General features: G+C 69.0%; 16 protein-coding genes and 1 riboswitch. Of the genes, 9 read left to right on the top strand and 7 right to left on the bottom strand.

Going from position 1 to position 16573, the window contains the following annotated elements:
* Positions 1-11 precede the first annotated feature (11 nt).
* Positions 12-1550: a malonate--CoA ligase gene (locus ACWV14_RS19290; RefSeq protein WP_454903122.1), complete on the top strand. Its 1539-nt coding sequence runs from the start codon at positions 12-14 to the stop codon at positions 1548-1550.
* A 10-nt stretch (positions 1551-1560) separates the two neighbouring features.
* Here ACWV14_RS19290 and ACWV14_RS19285 read toward each other — a convergent pair whose 3' ends face one another.
* Positions 1561-2625 (bottom strand): phenylacetaldoxime dehydratase family protein, encoded by a 1065-nt coding sequence (locus tag ACWV14_RS19285; protein ID WP_454903120.1) that lies wholly within the window; start codon positions 2623-2625, stop codon positions 1561-1563.
* An 18-nt stretch (positions 2626-2643) separates the two neighbouring features.
* A complete protein-coding gene (locus ACWV14_RS19280; protein ID WP_454903119.1) occupies positions 2644-3648 on the bottom strand; it encodes a carbon-nitrogen hydrolase family protein in 1005 nt (334 codons plus the stop codon).
* A gap of 199 nt (positions 3649-3847) precedes the next feature.
* On the opposite strand from ACWV14_RS19280, the gene ACWV14_RS19275 reads away from it, so the two are divergent.
* Positions 3848-4810, top strand: a complete 963-nt coding sequence (locus ACWV14_RS19275) for an AraC-like ligand-binding domain-containing protein (protein ID WP_454903118.1) — start codon at positions 3848-3850, stop codon at positions 4808-4810.
* A gap of 24 nt (positions 4811-4834) precedes the next feature.
* Here the strand turns inward: ACWV14_RS19275 and ACWV14_RS19270 are convergent, their stop codons facing one another.
* From ACWV14_RS19270 to ACWV14_RS19250, 5 genes are all read right to left on the bottom strand, one after another.
* A complete protein-coding gene (locus ACWV14_RS19270) occupies positions 4835-5260 on the bottom strand; it encodes a universal stress protein (RefSeq protein WP_454903117.1) in 426 nt (141 codons plus the stop codon).
* Positions 5261-5359: 99 nt separating this feature from the next.
* A complete protein-coding gene (locus ACWV14_RS19265) occupies positions 5360-6181 on the bottom strand; it encodes a sulfite exporter TauE/SafE family protein (protein ID WP_454906029.1) in 822 nt (273 codons plus the stop codon).
* Between the two features lie 309 nt (positions 6182-6490).
* Positions 6491-6835 carry a cell division protein ZapA gene (locus ACWV14_RS19260; protein WP_454903115.1) on the bottom strand — a complete coding sequence of 115 codons (345 nt, stop codon included), beginning with the start codon at positions 6833-6835 and terminating at the stop codon, positions 6491-6493.
* Positions 6832-7056: a DUF904 domain-containing protein gene (locus ACWV14_RS19255; RefSeq protein ID WP_081270851.1), complete on the bottom strand. Its 225-nt coding sequence runs from the start codon at positions 7054-7056 to the stop codon at positions 6832-6834. The genes ACWV14_RS19260 and ACWV14_RS19255 overlap by 4 nt, the downstream gene beginning before the upstream one ends.
* A gap of 98 nt (positions 7057-7154) precedes the next feature.
* Positions 7155-8870, bottom strand: a complete 1716-nt coding sequence (locus ACWV14_RS19250) for a ClcB-like voltage-gated chloride channel protein (RefSeq protein ID WP_454903113.1) — start codon at positions 8868-8870, stop codon at positions 7155-7157.
* A 53-nt stretch (positions 8871-8923) separates the two neighbouring features.
* A riboswitch (cobalamin riboswitch) is annotated at positions 8924-9187 on the top strand.
* Between the two features lie 93 nt (positions 9188-9280).
* On the opposite strand from ACWV14_RS19250, the gene ACWV14_RS19245 reads away from it, so the two are divergent.
* From ACWV14_RS19245 to cobO, 7 genes are read left to right on the top strand one after another with little or no spacing between them, the layout of a single operon-like run.
* The gene (locus ACWV14_RS19245; protein WP_454903111.1) at positions 9281-11197 is read left to right on the top strand and encodes a TonB-dependent receptor domain-containing protein; all 1917 of its coding nucleotides are present in this window, start codon (positions 9281-9283) and stop codon (positions 11195-11197) included.
* Positions 11182-12615, top strand: coding sequence for a cobyrinate a,c-diamide synthase (locus ACWV14_RS19240; protein WP_454903110.1), 1434 nt, complete (start codon positions 11182-11184; stop codon positions 12613-12615). The genes ACWV14_RS19245 and ACWV14_RS19240 overlap by 16 nt, the downstream gene beginning before the upstream one ends.
* The gene (locus ACWV14_RS19235; RefSeq protein ID WP_454903109.1) at positions 12584-13183 is read left to right on the top strand and encodes a bifunctional adenosylcobinamide kinase/adenosylcobinamide-phosphate guanylyltransferase; all 600 of its coding nucleotides are present in this window, start codon (positions 12584-12586) and stop codon (positions 13181-13183) included. Before ACWV14_RS19240 ends, ACWV14_RS19235 begins: the two co-directional genes overlap by 32 nt.
* Entirely contained in the window at positions 13180-14055 is an 876-nt protein-coding gene (locus tag ACWV14_RS19230) for an ABC transporter substrate-binding protein (protein ID WP_454903107.1), read from the top strand. The genes ACWV14_RS19235 and ACWV14_RS19230 overlap by 4 nt, the downstream gene beginning before the upstream one ends.
* Positions 14025-15077 carry a FecCD family ABC transporter permease gene (locus tag ACWV14_RS19225; protein WP_454903105.1) on the top strand — a complete coding sequence of 351 codons (1053 nt, stop codon included), beginning with the start codon at positions 14025-14027 and terminating at the stop codon, positions 15075-15077. The genes ACWV14_RS19230 and ACWV14_RS19225 overlap by 31 nt, the downstream gene beginning before the upstream one ends.
* Positions 15074-15850: an ABC transporter ATP-binding protein gene (locus tag ACWV14_RS19220; RefSeq protein ID WP_454903103.1), complete on the top strand. Its 777-nt coding sequence runs from the start codon at positions 15074-15076 to the stop codon at positions 15848-15850. The genes ACWV14_RS19225 and ACWV14_RS19220 overlap by 4 nt, the downstream gene beginning before the upstream one ends.
* Positions 15851-15872: 22 nt before the next feature.
* Complete coding sequence (gene cobO, locus ACWV14_RS19215) at positions 15873-16442, top strand: cob(I)yrinic acid a,c-diamide adenosyltransferase (RefSeq protein ID WP_454903101.1); 570 nt, start codon at positions 15873-15875, stop codon at positions 16440-16442.
* Positions 16443-16573: the final 131 nt, after the last annotated feature.

Genomic DNA, 16573 nt, shown 5'->3' with positions numbered 1-16573 from the left:
GTACCTGCCCGATGAAGAAGCCTGCCAACGCCAACCTGTTCGCCGCCCTGCGCGCGGCCTTTCCCGCCGACCTCGACGCCATTGCCGTGGAGACCGATGACGGCCTGTTCTATTCGTGGCGCGACCTGGACCGCGCCAGCGCCATGATCGCCAACCTGCTCGATGCACTGAAGCTCGAGAAGGGTGCGCGCATCGCGGTGCAGGTCGAGAAGTCGGTCGAGGCCATGCTGCTGTACCTCGCCACCTTGCGTGCCGGCTACGTGTTCCTGCCGCTGAATACCGCCTACCAGAGCGCCGAGATCGAATACTTCATCGGCAACGCCGAGCCGGCCGTGGTGGTGTGCACCAGCCGCAATGCGCCGTGGGTCGGCCCCATCGCCAACGCGGCGGGCACGAAGCACGTCTTCACGCTGGACGACGACCGCACCGGCACGCTGCTCGAGGTGGCCGCGCAATGCAGCGACCAGCACACGCCGGCGCGGCGCAAGGCCGACGACATGGCCGCCATCCTCTACACCAGCGGCACCACCGGCCGCAGCAAGGGCGCCATGCTGTCGCACGGCAACCTGCTGTCGAACGCCGAGGTGCTGAAGGACTACTGGGGCTGGACCGAAGGCGACGTGCTGATCCATGCGCTGCCCATCTTTCATGTGCACGGCCTGTTCGTGGCGCTGCACGGCGCGCTGCTCAACGGCAGCAAGATGCTGTGGTTCTCCAAGTTCGACCCGAAGCGTGTCGTGCAGAAGCTGCCCGAAGCCACGGTGTTCATGGGCGTGCCCACGCTGTACGTGCGGCTGCTGGCCGAGCCGGGCCTCACGCGCGATGCGGTGCGCAACATGCGGCTTTTCATCGCCGGCTCCGCGCCGCTCCTGATCGAGACCTTCGACGAGTGGCGCGAGCGCACCGGCCACACCATCCTGGAACGCTACGGCATGAGCGAGACCGCCATGCTCACCTCCAACCCCTACAAGCCTGAGCAGGGCGAGCGCCGCGGCGGCACCGTCGGCTTCGCGCTGCCGGGCGTGCAACTGCGCGTGCGCGACGACAGCGGCCGCGACTGCACCACCGACGAGATCGGCAACATCGAGGTCAGCGGCCCCAACGTGTTCTCGGGCTACTGGCGCATGCCCGAGAAGACGAAAGAAGAATTCACCGCCGACGGCTTCTTCAAGACCGGTGACGTGGGCAAGATCGACGGCCTGGGCTACATCACCATCGTCGGGCGCAGCAAGGACCTGATCATCAGCGGCGGCTACAACGTGTACCCGGCCGAGATCGAGGGCTACATCAACGAGATGGCCGGCGTGGCCGAGAGCGCCGTGGTCGGCGTGCCGCACCCCGACTTCGGCGAAGTGGGCGTGGCCATCGTCATTCCCAAGGCCGGCGCCGCGCTCGACGCCGAAGCCATCGTGGCCGACCTCAAGTCGAAGCTCGCGAACTTCAAGATCCCCAAGCGCTGCTTCGTGGTGCCCGAGCTGCCGCGCAACACCATGGGCAAGGTGCAGAAGGCGCTGCTGCGCGCGGAGCACAAGGCGTTGTTCGCGAGCTGAGCGGAGCGGCTCATGCCGCCGGCGCGAGCCCGTTCATCAGCCCGCTGCGTGCGTGGCAATTGATGTACTCGTAGCTCTGCTCGTCGGCCTTCAGCACCGACACCTCGTGGTACACGCGCAGCTGCAGCTGGAAGTTCAGCGCCTGCACGTAGCGCATGAAGCTGCCGAAGATCGCGACGTGCGTCGGGTGCGACTCGGCCCAGCGCTCCATGTCGGCCAGCGAGCGCCAGTAGCTCAGGCCGAACGACTTCTGCAGCGGCTTGCCGTTCGCGTCGAGGTGGTGCATGTAGCGGTTGCTGTAGCAGCCGATGCCCAGGCCCTGGTCGCGCAGGAAGTCCATGCCTTCGCGCAGCACGGGCTCCATCTCTTGCAGGTAGAGCGTGCGTTCCTGGCCGGTGGTGTCGGTCCACTCCTGGCCGGAGCGGATCATCGCGATGTTCTCGTGGCCCGCGATGCGCACGCGCTGCCCCAGGGCCGGCGCGCCGGCGATCACAGCGCGCGTGCCCGAAGGCAGCATGGCGTCGGTCTGCGAAAGCGGGATGCGGTCGCGCATCGATCCCCAGTAGCCGTGTTCCTGCAGCTCGCCGCTGACCTCGCCCATCACCACGCCCACGCCCTCCAGGCGGTCGGGCGTGTTGAACATGGTCTCGAAGTGCTGCACGCGCGGCGATGCGATCTCGCGGAAATAGCCGAGGCCTTCCGTGAGCCGCTCGTCCGAGCGCCACCATGCGTCGACGGCGGGCGTGGCGCACCAGCGCCTGAACGCATCGGGATCACGCCAGTAGGCGATGGCGATCATGTTGTCGAAGCCGTCGGCATCGACGTAGTGCGTGAGGTCGTGGTGGCCCGGACCGTCGGGCAGGGCAAAGTCGCGCGCAATCTTCATCAGCGCGGCGCATGCGCGGCCCTGCATTTCCGCGCCGCGCGACTGCACGCCGAAGTAGCCCATGACCACCTGCGTGGTCGACACGGGCGCGCGGGCCGACCACACGGGGTAGGGCGGGGCGTAGTCGTCTTCCACGCGGCGGTGGCGCGTGCGGGGACACTTCAGGTGTTCGGCGATGGCGGATTCCATGGCTCGGCTCCTTCGGTGTCAGGCCACGACCGGCTCGGCCGCGCTGCTCTCGGGCTCGGGTGTGAGCTGCACCACCATGGGCTCGCGGCGCGTCTTGTTCAGCAGCAACTGCGTGACGTCGGGGCGCGAGTAGTGGCCGCTGGGGTCCGCAGCGGCCTTGGCGAGCGAGATCATGCCGAGGTCGATGTCGGCGACGACCAGGCCTTCTTCGTCCTCTGCCAGCGGCGTTCCCAGCGGTGAACCGTCGGGCGCGTAGATGCGCGCATGGCCGCCACCGACGCCCAGCATCTGCTGCTTGCCGGCGTCGGTGCACATCAGCTCGCTCATGGCCTTCGACACGGTGGCGCAGGGCGCGATCACGAAGCAGCCACCCTCGACCGCATACACCTGGCTTGCGGCGTTGTTGACTTCCTGGCCCAGCGCGTAGGCTGCGCCTCGGTACAGCGAGAAGCTGGGCCAGGCCGCGCAGTGGATCTGCTCGTTCTGCGCATACATGGCGTACTTGCTGAGCGGCTGCAGATGCTCCCAGCAGCACAGCGAGCCGATGTTGCCGATGGGCGTTTCCACCACATGCAGGTCGGCGCCGTCGCCTTCGCCGAACACGGTGCGCTCCACGTGCGTGGGCTTGAGCTTGCGGCGGGTCTGCACGGTGTTGCCCTGGTCGTCGATCAGCGCCTGCGCAATGTAGAGGCTGCCCGCAGCCTTCTCGCTGAAGCCGAACGACAGCCAGATCTTGTGCTTGCGCGCCGCGGCGTTCAGTCGCTCGAACTCGGCGGAGCCGATGACCAGCGAGTTGTCGTGATAGCGCTGCACGAACTGCATGCCCCATGCGGGCGAGTCGAGCCATATCCACCATGGGTAGCCGGGGATCCATGTCTCGGGAAAGGCGATGAGCTGCACGCCCTGCCTGGCGGCCTGCGCCATCAGGTCGATGGTCTTGTCGATGGTGGCGTCGAGGTCGAGGAACACGGGCGCGGCCTGCACGGCGGCGACGCGCAGCTTGGGGTGGACGGTGGTCGGCATGGTGGATCTCCAGGTGCAATGAAAGAGCAAGGGACGTAACGGACCGCGTGGGTGGCGCACCGGGTTTGCGCTGTGGCATGCGGGTTGCTTGAAGCGTAGATTCGCGCCGCCGGAACGCCTTGACCCGGATTGGCGGCGTTCTTGTTCCAGCGTTGCATGCCCTGTTTCCGGCCTCCTGCACGCCCTTCGAGGAATTCCGATGACCCAGTTGCTCAGCACCGACGCCGTCTCGCGCGACCAGCGGCTCGCCTACTGGACCGACATGATCTGCAACGTGTACGTGCAGCTCGAGTGCGACGCCGTGAAGGACGACGACACCGGCAACTTCGAAGGCAGCATCCGCCAGCACACGCTGCCCAGCCTCGACATGTCGGTCGTCACCTCAGGGCCGCAGAGGGTGATGCGCACGCCGGGGCACATCGCGCATTCGAGCGATGACTACTTCCTTGTGAGCATCCAGGCGCGCGGCCAGGGCGTGGTGCGCCAGGACGGGCGCGATGCGGTGCTGTCGGCCGGCGACTTCGCGCTGTACGACAGCACGCGGCCTTACGAGTTGTTGTTCGAGCAGGCCTTCGAGCAGATCGTGCTCAAGCTGCCCGGCGACCGCCTGCGCAGCGAATTGCGCGACACCGAGGCGCTGACGGCCACCACCGTGTCGGGCCGCGAAGGGGCGGGGCATCTGCTGCTGGGCATGATCCGCACGCTGCGCGAAGACATCGACACGCTGCAGCCCGCATCGGCGCTGGCGGTGGCCAACGGGGTGCAGAACATCCTGGTGGCGGGCCTGCAGACGCTGCCCGCGGCGCGCGCGCCGGCGCTCAGCAATCTCACGGCGTACCACCTGGCGCGCGTGAAGCGGCGCATCGACGAGCAGCTGGCCGACCCGATGCTGTCGGTGGGCACGCTGGCGGCGGAACTTGGGGTGTCGGTGAGCCACATCCACCGCGTGTTCAAGAGCGAGCCGCTCACGCCGTCGCAGTACATCTGGGAGCGCAGGCTGGAGGCGTGCAGCCGCGACCTGCTGGAGCCGCGCCTGGCGGGGCGTCCGGTGGCGGAAATTGCCTATGGCCGCGGCTTCAACGATGCGGCGCATTTCAGCCGCGCATTCCGCGAGCGCTTCGGCTGCTCGCCGCGCGAATGGCGGCAGCAGCGGGTGCAATAGCCGGGTGCAAGCCGGCTGCGCCTGCTACTGGACCAGCAGCACCGGCCTGTCCGTCTCCGAGATCACCTTGGTCGCCACCGAGCCCATCAACGCGCGGCCGAGGAGGCCGTGGCCGTGCGTGCCCAGCACGATCAGGCCGGCCTGTGCCGCGGTGGCCGACTTCAGGATTTCTTCCGCCACATGGCCGTGGCGCGAATCGACGGTGTAGTTGCCTACGCCCTTTTCGGCGAAGAGCGCCTTCACCGGGTCGAGCACCTTGGCGCTTTCCTCGGCGTAGTAGCCGGTGACCAGGTCCTTGCTCAGGTGGCGCGTGACGTTGCCCGAGATGCCGGCGCACACGTGCACCACCACGAGCTCGTGACCGTCCACGAACATGGCGCGGTTGTTGAAGAGGTAGGCCAGGGCCTTCTGCGTGAAGGTGCTGCCGTCGACGGCGATGAGGATTTTCATGCGTTCCTTATACGGCGCGCCCTGTGGCGCCGCAACGAGTCGCACCTTCTGCCGAAGGGCCTTGGAGGCCGCTGCCGGGCTTGAGGGTTCAGGCCCGCATCAACCGTGCAGGCCCTTCCAGAGCATGTACGCCGCCAGCAGGTACAGGATGCTCGCGAACACGCGCTTGAGCTTCTTCACCGGCAGGCTGTGCGCGGCCTTGGCGCCCAGCGGTGCGGTGAGCACGCTGCATGCGGCGATCACCGCGAGCGCGGGCAGCCAGATGTAGCCGAAGGAGCCTGCCGGCAGGCCCTCGACGGATTGGCCGCTGACCACGTAGCCCGCCACGTTGGCCACCGCAATCGGAAAGCCCAGCGCCGCGCTCGTGGCCACGGCGTTGTGGATGGCGATGTTGCACCATGTCATGAACGGCACGCTGATGAAGCCGCCGCCCGCACCCACCAGGCCCGAGATGAAGCCGATGGCACCGCCCGCCGCCAGTTGGCCGCCCGTGCCCGGCATCTGCCGCGTCGGCTTGGGTTTCTTGTCGAGGAACATCTGCGTGGCCGAAAAGCCCACGAACAGCGCGAAGACGATGGCGAGTGCCGTGCCCTTGAGCAGCGCGAACACGCCCAGGCTGCCCGCGAGGCTGCCGATGACGATGCCGGGCGCAAGCCGCTTCACGATGTCCCAGCGCACCGCGCCGCGCTTGTGGTGCGTGCGCACGCTCGACACCGAGGTGAAGATGATGGTGGCCATCGAGGTCGCGATGGCCATCTTCACCGCCAGGTCGGCCGGCACGCCGCGGTGGCCCATGATGATCGTGATGAACGGCACCATCATCATGCCGCCGCCGATGCCCAGCAGGCCCGCGAGAAAGCCGGTGCCGAGGCCGAGTGCCGCGAGTTCGGCGATGAGCAGGGGGTCGAGCAGGGCGGCGATGTTCACGGTGGCGTCTGGGAGAGGAGGGGAAAGTGCTTCTGCAAAAAGCAGCGGCCCCGTGCAACTGGTGCAGGGGGCCGCGGCGGGAAAAGGTGTCTGCAGATTGTGTGCCGGACCCGCATCCTGAACCAGGGTTCAGGTGGGCGAGGGCAGCAAGACTTCGGGTTCATCTGACGCGAGATGATCACGCCCGTCTAGCGATGTACCAAGCCCGGCTCCGGAGAGCATTGGAACAAGGAAATATTAAGCCCGACACGTCTGCAGACAGTTCGGATTTTACGCCTCCCTACCTGTGTCCGACGAAATCATTCAGAGCAAATGTCCATCGCCGGCAAGGGCTTGATCGAGTCTTTGAATGAGCTGCGCGGCCTTCGGGTCGGTTTCTGCCGTATCGGCGGCGGTGCTTGCTGCCTCTGCGGGTGGTACTGCCGCGGGCGCGGCGGCGGCCGTGGCCTGCTGGGCGGCCAGGTCGAAGGCCAGGTTCAGCGAGGCCAGCACCGCGATGCGGTCGCGGGCCTTGACTTTTCCTGCATCGCGGATCTTGCACATGGCCGCGTCCACGCGTTCGACGGCTTCGCGCAGCTGCGCTTCGCCGCCATCGGGACAGCCGAGCAGATAGCTCTGGCCCATGATCTGTACTTCAATCTGCTTCATGCGGAGGGGTCTTGGGGAGGTGGTTCAGCCGGCAGCCGTTCGAGCAGCGCGTCGAGGCGCGTGCGGGCCGCGGCGAGCCGCGACTTCAGTGCGTCGCGTTCGCGCGTGAGCGCATCGACCTGTTCCTGCAGCAACTCATTGGTGCGCTGCACCTCTTCGTGACGCACGAGCAGGCGTTCGACACGCTCGGCGATCTGGTCGATGGGGCTGGATGCGGGCATGGTTGGCGATTGTAGTTTCCCTGGGAGGGGCCCTTCGCCATGCTTGGGCGAGGGTGCGTCGAGGCATGGATTCTGCGGCCTTCCCCCCGTGTTTCAAACTACTCGCTCAGCCGCACATAGGTGGCGAGCAGCGCGCTCTTTGCCGCCACGCCCAGCAGCACCGGGTTGGCCGCGCTCTCGATCACCGGCAGGCGCTCGCCACGGTGCTCCAGGAAGCGTTGCAGCGCTTCGCCCAGGCCGGTGTCGGCGGTGATCGGCAGTATCTCCTGGGAGAGCAGGCTTCTGGCTGTCGTTTCGGCCGGTGCGGCGCCGAGGGTGGCCAGCGGCACCACGCCCAGGTAGCGTCCCCCGGCGTCGACCACGTACAGGTATTTCACCGGATGCTGCAGGAAGAGCTTGCTCATCGCCTCGCGGTCCGCGTCGGGGCCGACCACGGTCTCGGCCGGCTGCACCAGGTCGCGCACGAGCAGCCCGCGCAGGCGCAGCTGTGCGTCGCGCTGCTCGTTGCGGCGCAGCGTGATCTCGTACATGGAACCGGCATTGGCCGAACGCGCGACGAAGTACGCGATGACGCTCGCTGCCATCAGCGGCAGCATGACCTGGTAGCTCAGCGTCATCTCGAAGATCATCAATATCGCCATCAGCGGCGCCTGCGTCGCGCCTGCCAGGAAGGCGCCCATGCCGACGATGGCATAGGCAAAAGGCGCCGAGCTGGAAGCCGGCCACAGCGCCTGCACCGCCAGCCCGAACAGCGCGCCGATCATGCAGCCGAAGAACAGCGCGGGCGTGAACACGCCGCCCACCGCGCCCGAGCCCGCGGTGGCCATGGTCGCGGCCGCCTTGGCGACCAGCACCATCGCGATCAGCGTCCAGGGCCACGGCGTGTGCAGCACCGCGTTGACCACGCTGTAGCCGTTTCCCCAGACCTCGGGCATCGGTACCGAGATGACGCCCATCAGCAGCCCGCCCAGCGCCAGCCGCCACGGCAGCGCGAGCGGCAGCTTCGCAAACAGCGCGCGGCTGCCCTGCAGCGCACGCAGGAAGCCGACCGACGCAAAGCCCAGCAGCACGCCGAGCACGCAGAACAGCGCCACCTCCGCGCCGTGGATCTCGGGGAATGCGGGCATCTTGTAAGGCGGCTGATAGCCCGGCAGCGCGCGCATCGCGACGTTCGCCACCACCGACGCGATGATGATCGGCCCCACGCTCTCCATCGCGATCGAGCCCAGCACGATCTCGGCGACGAAGAAGGCGCCTGCGATGGGCGCGTTGTAGGCCGCCGTGAGGCCGGCGGCGGCACCGCAGGCCACCAGCAGCCGCAGCCGTTCCGCCGGAAAGCGCAGCAGCCGCCCCAGTTGCGAGGCGGCCAGCGCCGCGAGCTGCACCATCGAGCCTTCGCGACCGATCGAGCCGCCGGTGCCGATGCTCACGAGCGACGACGCGCTGCGCACCAGCGTCTGCGCGACCGGGATGCGCCCGTCGCCGAGCACGATCGCTTCCATGTAGTCTGAGGTGGCGCTGCGCACCGCCACGCGCTTGGCCAGCACCAGCAGCAGGCCCGCCACCAGCCCGCCGAGCGTGGGGCAGGCGACGCGCGCCCACCACGGCAGGTGCCTGGCCATGGCCACCAGCCCTTCGCCGGGGCCCAGCACCAGGTGCTCGAAGCCATAGAGCGCCGCGCGGAACAGTTCGGTCGCCAGCGTGCCGAGCAGGCCCGCGGCAATGGACCACAGCAGCATCGACTGCCAGCCCGAAACGCCGAAAAGCCGCTGCAGCGCGGAACGAATATTCAGGAAAACCGAGGCCGGGCGCATTGCTGCGATGTTAGCGGTGCGCAACTTTCGGCTTAAATCGTGTCCGCCAGGGCCTAAAATCCTGCCCGTTGGTGCCTGCGGCGTGGTTCACGCGCCGCGGTTCAACGGGAAGCAGGAGTGAAGGTCCCCCGAACGCCCTCGAGCGCGTACCGGGCCCGACCCAAGCCGCCTGCGCTGCCCCCGCAACGGTCAAGCAGACGACGCCGCAAGGCGTCACCCCTATCCACACAGCCACTGGGCACCCTGAAACAGGTGCCTGGGAAGGCGGCGAGGGGCGTTCTGCCAGCCCGGATACCGGCCAACAAGGCGGCTGCCGCATGCACGAGAGATTCCGTGCGCGAGGCAGCCATTGCGCCCAGGTGCCGGCGGGGAAGCCGGCACGGGGCATTGACGTTCGTTCGGCACATTTCATGATTTCCCACGCTTCCGTTTTCCGTGGCCGCGCTCCCGCGCGCCGTCTCCGCTTCGCCTGCCTGCCGCTGGCGCTGGCATCCGCCTTCGGCGGCCCGGCCCATGCGCAAGAAGCGCTCACCCTCGGCGAGACGGTGGTCACGGCCAACCGCACGCCGCAGGCACTGTCGGACCTGGTGGGCGACGTGTCGATCATCGACCGCCAGACCATCGAGCGCAGCGGCGCCACCGGCGTGGCCGACGTGCTGGCGCGCCTGCCCGGCATCGAGATCTCGCGCACCGGCGGCATCGGCAACACCACCAGCCTGTACATCCGCGGCGCGGAAACGCGCTTCACGGCCGTCTACCTCGACGGCGTGCGCATCGACTCGCAGTCGACCGGCGGCGCCGGCTGGGAAGGCATTCCGCTGTCGCAGATCGACCGCATCGAAGTGCTGCGCGGCCCGGCCGCCGCCGTGTATGGCTCGGATGCCGTCGGCGGCGTGATCCAGCTCTTCACCAAGCGCGGCGAAGAGGGCGTCTCGCCCTACGCGGGCATCGGCTTCGGCAGCTACGGCCTGCGCAAGATCGAAGGCGGCGTGAGCGGAAAGTCAGGCCTGTTCGACTACTCCTTCGGTGTCGAACATGAAGAGAGCAAGGGCTACAACGTGCAGCCGGTGGCCAAGCGCAACGTGGTCAAGGACGGCTTCACCAGCCCCGATCGCGACGGCTACAACAGCACCTCGGGCAACGTGAAACTGGGCTTCCAGATCGCCCCCGACCAGCGCATCGACGCCACGCTGCTCGCGAGCGACATCAAGGCCGGCTACGACGCCACCGTGTCGTACAAGACCAAGCTGCCGTTCCTGTTCGCCAACGACATCGCGAACAACACGCTGCGCACCGCCGGCCTCACCTGGTCGGCCAAGTGGAACGATGTGTACAGCACCCGCGTGCAGATCACTGATTCGCAATCGGTCTACAAGACGCAGCCTTCGTTCTACCGCACTGAAACCCACCTGCGCGGCTACCTGTTCCAGAACGAATTCCGCTTCGGCCCGCACCTGGTGACGGCCACCCTCGAGCGCCGCGAAGACGCACTCGACAACGCGCCCACCACCAGCTCGAAGCTGCTGTCGCGCGACCGCGCGCAGGACGCGCTGTCGCTGGGCTACGGCTTCGTGCAGGGCCCGCACTCGCTGCAGCTGCATGTGCGCCACGACCAGGACAGCGAGTTCGGCGGCAAGACCACCGGCAGCGCCGCCTACGGCTACGCCATCACGCCGTCGCTGCGCTTCACGGCGTCGGCCGGCACCGCCTTCCGCGTGCCCACGCTGTACCAGCGCTTCAGCGAGTACGGCCTGGCGTCGCTCAAGCCTGAATCCAGCCGCAACGTCGAACTGGGCCTGCAGTACACCGAAGGCGCCTCGCACGCCGGCATCGTGGTCTACAAGAACCAGGTGCGCAACCTGATCGGCTTCGATGGCTCGGCCAAGGGCTGCGCTTCGTCCTTCGGCTGCTACACCAGCACCGCGCGCGCCCGCTACCAGGGCGTCACGCTGTCGGGTGGCCACCGCATCGGCGACGTCACCCTGCGTACCTCGCTCGACTTCCAGGATCCGCGCGACCTCGGCACGCACAACCTGCTGGCTCGCCGCGCGCAGCGCCACGCCACCTTCGGTGCCGACTGGCGCGTCGCCGGCTGGACCCTGGGCGCCGAGGTGCAGACCTCGAGCCGCCGCTACGACGACGCCGCCAACAGCGTCAAGCTCGGCGGCTACACCGTATTGAACCTGTCGGCCAGCAGGCAGATCACGCGCGACCTGAACCTGATCGCGCGGGTCGACAATGTGGGCAACAAGGACTACCAGTACGCACGCCTGTACGCCACCGCCGGCCGCACCGCGTACGTCGGTCTCAAGTGGACGCCGCAATAAGCAACCCCTCGCGAAGAAGCGACACCGCCGGTGCCGCGGCGGCCGCCTGCGCCGCGGTGCTGGTGGCCGCCCCGGCCTCTGGGCAGGGCAAGACCACGGTCGCGGCCGCGCTCGCGCGGCTGCACACGCGGCAGGGCCGGCGGGTGCGGGCCTTCAAGTGCGGGCCCGATTTCCTCGACCCGCTCTGGCTCGCGCTGGCCACCGGCGCGCCGGTGCATTCGCTCGACCTGTGGATGACCGGCGAAGCCGACTGCCGCGAGCGCCTGCGCGCGGCGGCGGCCGACTGCGACCTGCTGATCGTCGAAGGCGTGATGGGCCTGTTCGACGGCACGCCCAGCGCGGCCGACCTGGCCGTGCGCTTCGGCCTGCCGGTGCTGGCCGTGATCGACGCGCATGCCATGGCCGGCACCTTCGGCGCGCTGGCCTATGGCCTGCAGAACTTCCGTCCCGGGCTACCGTGGGCCGGCGTGCTGGCCAACCGCGTGGGCAGCGAGCGCCATGCCGGCATGCTGAAAGACGCGCTGCGCGAGCCCTCGCAATGGCTCGGCGCCTTGCCGCGCGACGCGGGCTTCACGCTGCCCGAACGGCACCTGGGGCTGGTGGTCGCGGACGAACTGGGCGATGCGATGGCGCGCCTCGACGCCGTGGCCGACGTGCTGGCCGGCACGCCGCTGGGGCAGATGGACATCGCGCAACTGCCGCAGGTGCGCTTCGATGCCGCGCCGCCTGCCGCGCCCGTTGAGCCGTTGCTGGCCGGCCGCACCATCGCCATTGCGCGCGATGCTGCCTTCTCCTTCATCTACCCGGCGAACCTCGACGTGCTCACCGCGCTGGGGGCGCGCCTTTCCTTCTTCTCGCCGCTCGCGGGCGACGCCTTGCCCGCTTGCGATGCGGTCTGGCTGCCCGGCGGCTATCCGGAGCTGCATGCCGAGGCGCTGTCGCGCTGCGAGCCGATGCGCGCCGCGCTGGCGGCCCACGTGGCGGCCGGCAAGCCCGTGTGGGCCGAGTGCGGCGGCATGATGGTGCTGTTCGAAGAGCTGGCCACGCATGAGGACGCGGACGCCGGCAGCGTGCATCGCATGTGGGGCCTGCTGCCCGGCCGGGTGACCATGCAGAAGCGGCTGGCCGGCCTCGGCCCGCAGCAGCTGCCGCTCGGCAGCCACGCCTTGCGCGGCCACACCTTTCACTATTCGCGCTGCGAGACACCGCTCGCGCCCGTCGCGCGCACCGCCCGGCCGGGCACGACCCAGGCCGTGGGCGCGCAGGGCGGCGAGGCGCTCTACGTGCACGGCCCGGTGCGCGCCAGTTATTTCCACGCGTGGTTCGCTTCCAGTCCGGAAGCCACCGCGCGCCTTTTCGGCGCCATGCCCATCGAGTTGCAAAGCCATGCCCACCATGATCAAGCCCGCGACTGTTGAGCACGAGTTCATCCTCGGCGGCCAGAAGAGCGGCAAGTCGCGCCGCGCCGAGCAGCGTGCCGCCGATTGGCTCGCCGCCGGCCCACGCACCCATCGCGCCGTGATGATCGCCACCGCGCAGGCCTACGACGACGAGATGCAGGAGCGCATCTTGCGCCACCAGGCCGACCGCGCCGAGCGCGTGCCCGGCATGCGCACCATCGAGGAGCCGGTCGAGCTCGCGCGCGCCATCGTCACGCAGAGCACGCCCGGGACGCTGGTGGTCGTCGACTGCCTCACGCTCTGGCTCACCAACCTGCTGATGCCGATGCCCGTTGAAGACGCCCGTCCCGCCACGCGCACGCCGGCCACGCACATGGGCATGCTGATGGTCGCGCTGCGCGAGGCGCGCGGCCCGGTGGTGCTGGTGGGCAACGAAATCGGCCTCGGCGTGATTCCGCTGGGCCGCGAGACGCGCTCTTTTGTCGATGCGCTGGGCCGCCTGAACCAGGACGTGGCCGCCGCCTGCCACCGTGTGACGCTCATGGCGGCCGGCCTGCCGCTGAGCCTGAAAGCCCCCGCCGCATGAGCATGAAGAAGATCCGCATTCCGCTGGCTGCGCTCGGCCTGGCCCTGTTCGCACTGGCGGCGCACGCCCTGGACGTGGTCGACGAGCGCGGCGTGACCGTGAGCCTGCGCGAGCCGCCGCGGCGCATCGTCACGCTGCTGCCTTCGCTCACCGAATCGGTTTGCGCGCTCGGCGCTTGCGACAGGCTGGTGGGCATCGACCGTTATTCCAATTCGCCCGAGCAGGTGAAGGCGCTGCCGCAGGTCGGCGGCGGGCTCGACCCGAACGTCGAGGCCATCGTCGCGCTCAAGCCCGATGCGGTGCTGCTCGCCAAGTCGTCGCGCGTCACCCAGCGGCTCGAGGCGCTCGGCGTGAAGGTGCTGGTGCTCGAGCCCAAGAGCCATGCCGACGTGCGGCGCGTGCTCGACAAGCTCGACCAGGTGTTGGGCACGCACGAGGCGCCCAGGGTCTGGCGCGTGATCGACGCCAGCGTGTCGGCCGCCGCGCAGTCGCTGCCCGCGAGCGCGAAAGGCCTGCGCGTGTACTTCGAAGTGAACAGCGCGCCCTATGCGGCGGGCGAGTCGTCGTTCATCGGCGAAACGCTCACCCGGCTCGGCGCGAGGAACATCGTGCCGGCTTCGCTCGGCCCGTTTCCCAAGCTCAACCCCGAATACGTGGTGCGCGCCAATCCCGACCTCATCATGGTGAGCGTGCGCAGCGCGCAGGGGCTGGAGCAGCGGCCCGGCTGGGCGGGCATCCGCGCGGTGCGCGAAGGTCGCATCTGCCGCTTCAGCGCGGAGCAGTCCGACGTGCTGGTGCGGCCCGGCCCACGCATGGACGAGGCCGCGCGCCTGATGGCGCAATGCCTGAGCGACAAGGGCGGCCGTCGGTGAACGCGGCGGTCAGGCACACGGCGCACCTGCGGCGGGTTCTGCTGCTGGGCTTCGGCCTGCTGGTGCTCGGCGCCGGGGCGATGCTGCTGGGCCTGGGCATCGGCAGCACCGGCTTCGAGAGCCTGCTGTCGGCGCGGCACGACCCGGTGGCGCTGCAGATCGTGTGGGACATCCGCCTGCCGCGCACCCTTGGCGCCTGGCTGGCCGGCGCCTTGCTCGGGCTGGCGGGCGCGGTGGCGCAGGGGCTGTTCCGCAATCCGCTGGCCGATCCGTACCTGCTGGGCAGTGCCTCGGGCGCCTCGCTGGGCGTGGCGCTGGCGCTGCTGATGTTCGGCGGCTCGGCCGCGAACACGCAATGGGTGATGCGGCTCGGGCTCACCGGCGCTGCCTTCATCGGCGCGGTGGTGGCGGTGATGCTCACGCTGCTGCTCGCGCGCGGCGTGCAACAGACGCTGCGGCTGCTGCTCGCGGGCGTGATCGTCGGCGTGGTGCTCGGCGCCGCCAAAGACCTCATCACCATCGCCTCGGCCGACATCCTTCAGGCAATCCAGGGCTTCATCCTCGGCAGCACCGGACTGGTCGGCTGGAGCGCCTGCGCGGTCATGGCGATGGTCGGCGCGGTGTGCCTGCTGCTCGGCTGGGCGCTGGCGCCGGTGCTCGACGGGCTGGCGCTCGGCGAGGCCACGGCGCGCAGCCTGGGACTGCCGCTGGGCGCGATGCGCGCGGCGCTGGTGGTGGTGCTTGCGCTGGCCACCGGCGCGGCCGTGGCGCAGACCGGGCTGATCGCATTCGTCGGCCTGGCGGCGCCGCATCTGGTGCGCTCGGTGGTCAAGACCACGCATGCGCGGCTGATCGTGCTGTCGGCGCTGATGGGCGGCTTGCTGCTGATGTCGGCAGACCTGCTGGCGCGCTGGCTGATCGCGCCGCAGGAACTGCCGGTGGGCGTGCTCACGGCGGTGCTGGGCGGCAGCTACCTTCTTTGGCTGATGCACCGGCGCGGCGCCCGCGGGGGCGTGGCATGAACAACGCACCCGCGCTCGAAGCGCGCCGCCTGAGCGCCACCCTCGGCGCCACCGAGGTACTGCACGGCATCGACCTGGCGCTCGCGTCCGGCCGCTGGACCAGCATCGTCGGGCCGAACGGCGCGGGCAAGTCGACCTTGCTCAAAGCGCTGGCGGGGCTGCTCGCGCATCGCGGCGAGGTGCGGCTGTTCGGCGAGCCGCAGGCCAAGATTCCGGCGCGCGTGCGGGCGCAGCGGCTGTCGTGGCTCGGCCAGAGCGGCACCGGCGAGGGCAGCGCCGACGACCTGATGGTCTACGACATCGCCATGCTCGGCCGGCTGCCGCACCAGCGCTGGCTGGCAGCGCCCGGCGCGGCCGACCGTGACGCCGTGGAACGCGCGCTGCGCACCACCCAGGCCTGGGACTGGCGCGACCGCCCGCTGGGCCAGCTTTCCGGCGGCGAGCGCCAGCGCGTGCTGCTGGCGCGTGCGCTGGCGGTCGAGGCCGAGCTGCTGCTGATGGACGAGCCGCTCGCCAACCTCGACCCGCCGCACCAGGCAGACTGGATGCAGACCGTGCGAGCCCTCGTCACCGGGGGCAAGACCGTGGTCAGCGTGCTGCACGAGCTGCCGATGGCACTGGCCGCCGACGAGCTGGTCGTGATGAACCACGGCCGCGTGGTGCACCACGGCACCTGCGGCGACCCGGCCACCCATGCAGCGCTGGAGCAGGTGTTCGACCACCGCATCCGCGTGCACCGCGTCGCGGACCAGTGGATCGCGCTGCCGCAGTAACCAACATACGAACCGAAGAATCATGCAGATCGAAACACCCCCCAGCGAGAAGCCTTACGAGAAGCCAGAGGGCGAGCGCCGCGGCATCGTCATCGTGAACACCGGCGACGGCAAGGGCAAGAGCACGGCGGCCTTCGGCCTCGCGCTGCGCGCTCATGGCCGTGGCAAGGCGGTGAAGATCTATCAGTTCATGAAGGTGCCGAGCGCACGATTCGGCGAGCACCGGATGTTCGAGCAGATCGGCATCCCGATCGAGGGGCTGGGCGATGGTTTCAGCTGGAAGAGCCAGGACCTGGAGCGCTCGGGGCAGCTCGCGCGCGACGGATGGGAAAAGGCGAAGGCGGCGATCATGTCGGGCGATTTTTTTCTCGTGGTGCTGGACGAGATCACGTATCCGCTGATCTACGGCTGGCTGCCGCTCGAGGGCGTGCTCGAGACTTTGCGTGCGCGGCCCAAGCATGTGCATGTGGTCCTGACGGGGCGCCGTTGTCCGCCGGAGATCATCGAGTTGGCCGATACGGTGACTGAGATGACTTTAGTGAAGCACGCTTTCAAGGCTGGGATTCCTGCGCAGCGTGGGATCGAGGATTGACATGGGGCGCGATCCCGCCGACGGGGTACCTTGCTCCGCGAATGTCCCCCGGCCTGCGGCCTCCTCCTTTATTTCGCTGCGCAAGGCACCCCGCCAGCGTGATCGATGGACGCAGCGGTTGATCCGACGGC

The sequence above is a fragment of the Variovorax durovernensis genome, from assembly GCF_977011995.1.
Note: the sequence above shows the minus strand (reverse complement) of the source record. Positions and strands in the feature narration are given on the sequence as shown.

What these genes read in the sequence shown, in the direction of transcription:
- ACWV14_RS19290 (WP_454903122.1), top strand. Translation starts at nt 12, where the DNA reads ATGAAGAAGCCTGCCAACGCCAACCTGTTCGCCGCCCTGCGCGCGGCC.
- ACWV14_RS19285 (WP_454903120.1), bottom strand. Translation starts at nt 2,625, where the DNA reads ATGGAATCCGCCATCGCCGAACACCTGAAGTGTCCCCGCACGCGCCAC.
- ACWV14_RS19280 (WP_454903119.1), bottom strand. Translation starts at nt 3,648, where the DNA reads ATGCCGACCACCGTCCACCCCAAGCTGCGCGTCGCCGCCGTGCAGGCC.
- ACWV14_RS19275 (WP_454903118.1), top strand. Translation starts at nt 3,848, where the DNA reads ATGACCCAGTTGCTCAGCACCGACGCCGTCTCGCGCGACCAGCGGCTC.
- ACWV14_RS19270 (WP_454903117.1), bottom strand. Translation starts at nt 5,260, where the DNA reads ATGAAAATCCTCATCGCCGTCGACGGCAGCACCTTCACGCAGAAGGCC.
- ACWV14_RS19260 (WP_454903115.1), bottom strand. Translation starts at nt 6,835, where the DNA reads ATGAAGCAGATTGAAGTACAGATCATGGGCCAGAGCTATCTGCTCGGC.
- ACWV14_RS19255 (WP_081270851.1), bottom strand. Translation starts at nt 7,056, where the DNA reads ATGCCCGCATCCAGCCCCATCGACCAGATCGCCGAGCGTGTCGAACGC.
- ACWV14_RS19250 (WP_454903113.1), bottom strand. Translation starts at nt 8,870, where the DNA reads ATGCGCCCGGCCTCGGTTTTCCTGAATATTCGTTCCGCGCTGCAGCGG.
- ACWV14_RS19245 (WP_454903111.1), top strand. Translation starts at nt 9,281, where the DNA reads ATGATTTCCCACGCTTCCGTTTTCCGTGGCCGCGCTCCCGCGCGCCGT.
- ACWV14_RS19235 (WP_454903109.1), top strand. Translation starts at nt 12,584, where the DNA reads ATGCCCACCATGATCAAGCCCGCGACTGTTGAGCACGAGTTCATCCTC.
- ACWV14_RS19230 (WP_454903107.1), top strand. Translation starts at nt 13,180, where the DNA reads ATGAGCATGAAGAAGATCCGCATTCCGCTGGCTGCGCTCGGCCTGGCC.
- ACWV14_RS19225 (WP_454903105.1), top strand. Translation starts at nt 14,025, where the DNA reads ATGCCTGAGCGACAAGGGCGGCCGTCGGTGAACGCGGCGGTCAGGCAC.
- ACWV14_RS19220 (WP_454903103.1), top strand. Translation starts at nt 15,074, where the DNA reads ATGAACAACGCACCCGCGCTCGAAGCGCGCCGCCTGAGCGCCACCCTC.
- cobO (WP_454903101.1), top strand. Translation starts at nt 15,873, where the DNA reads ATGCAGATCGAAACACCCCCCAGCGAGAAGCCTTACGAGAAGCCAGAG.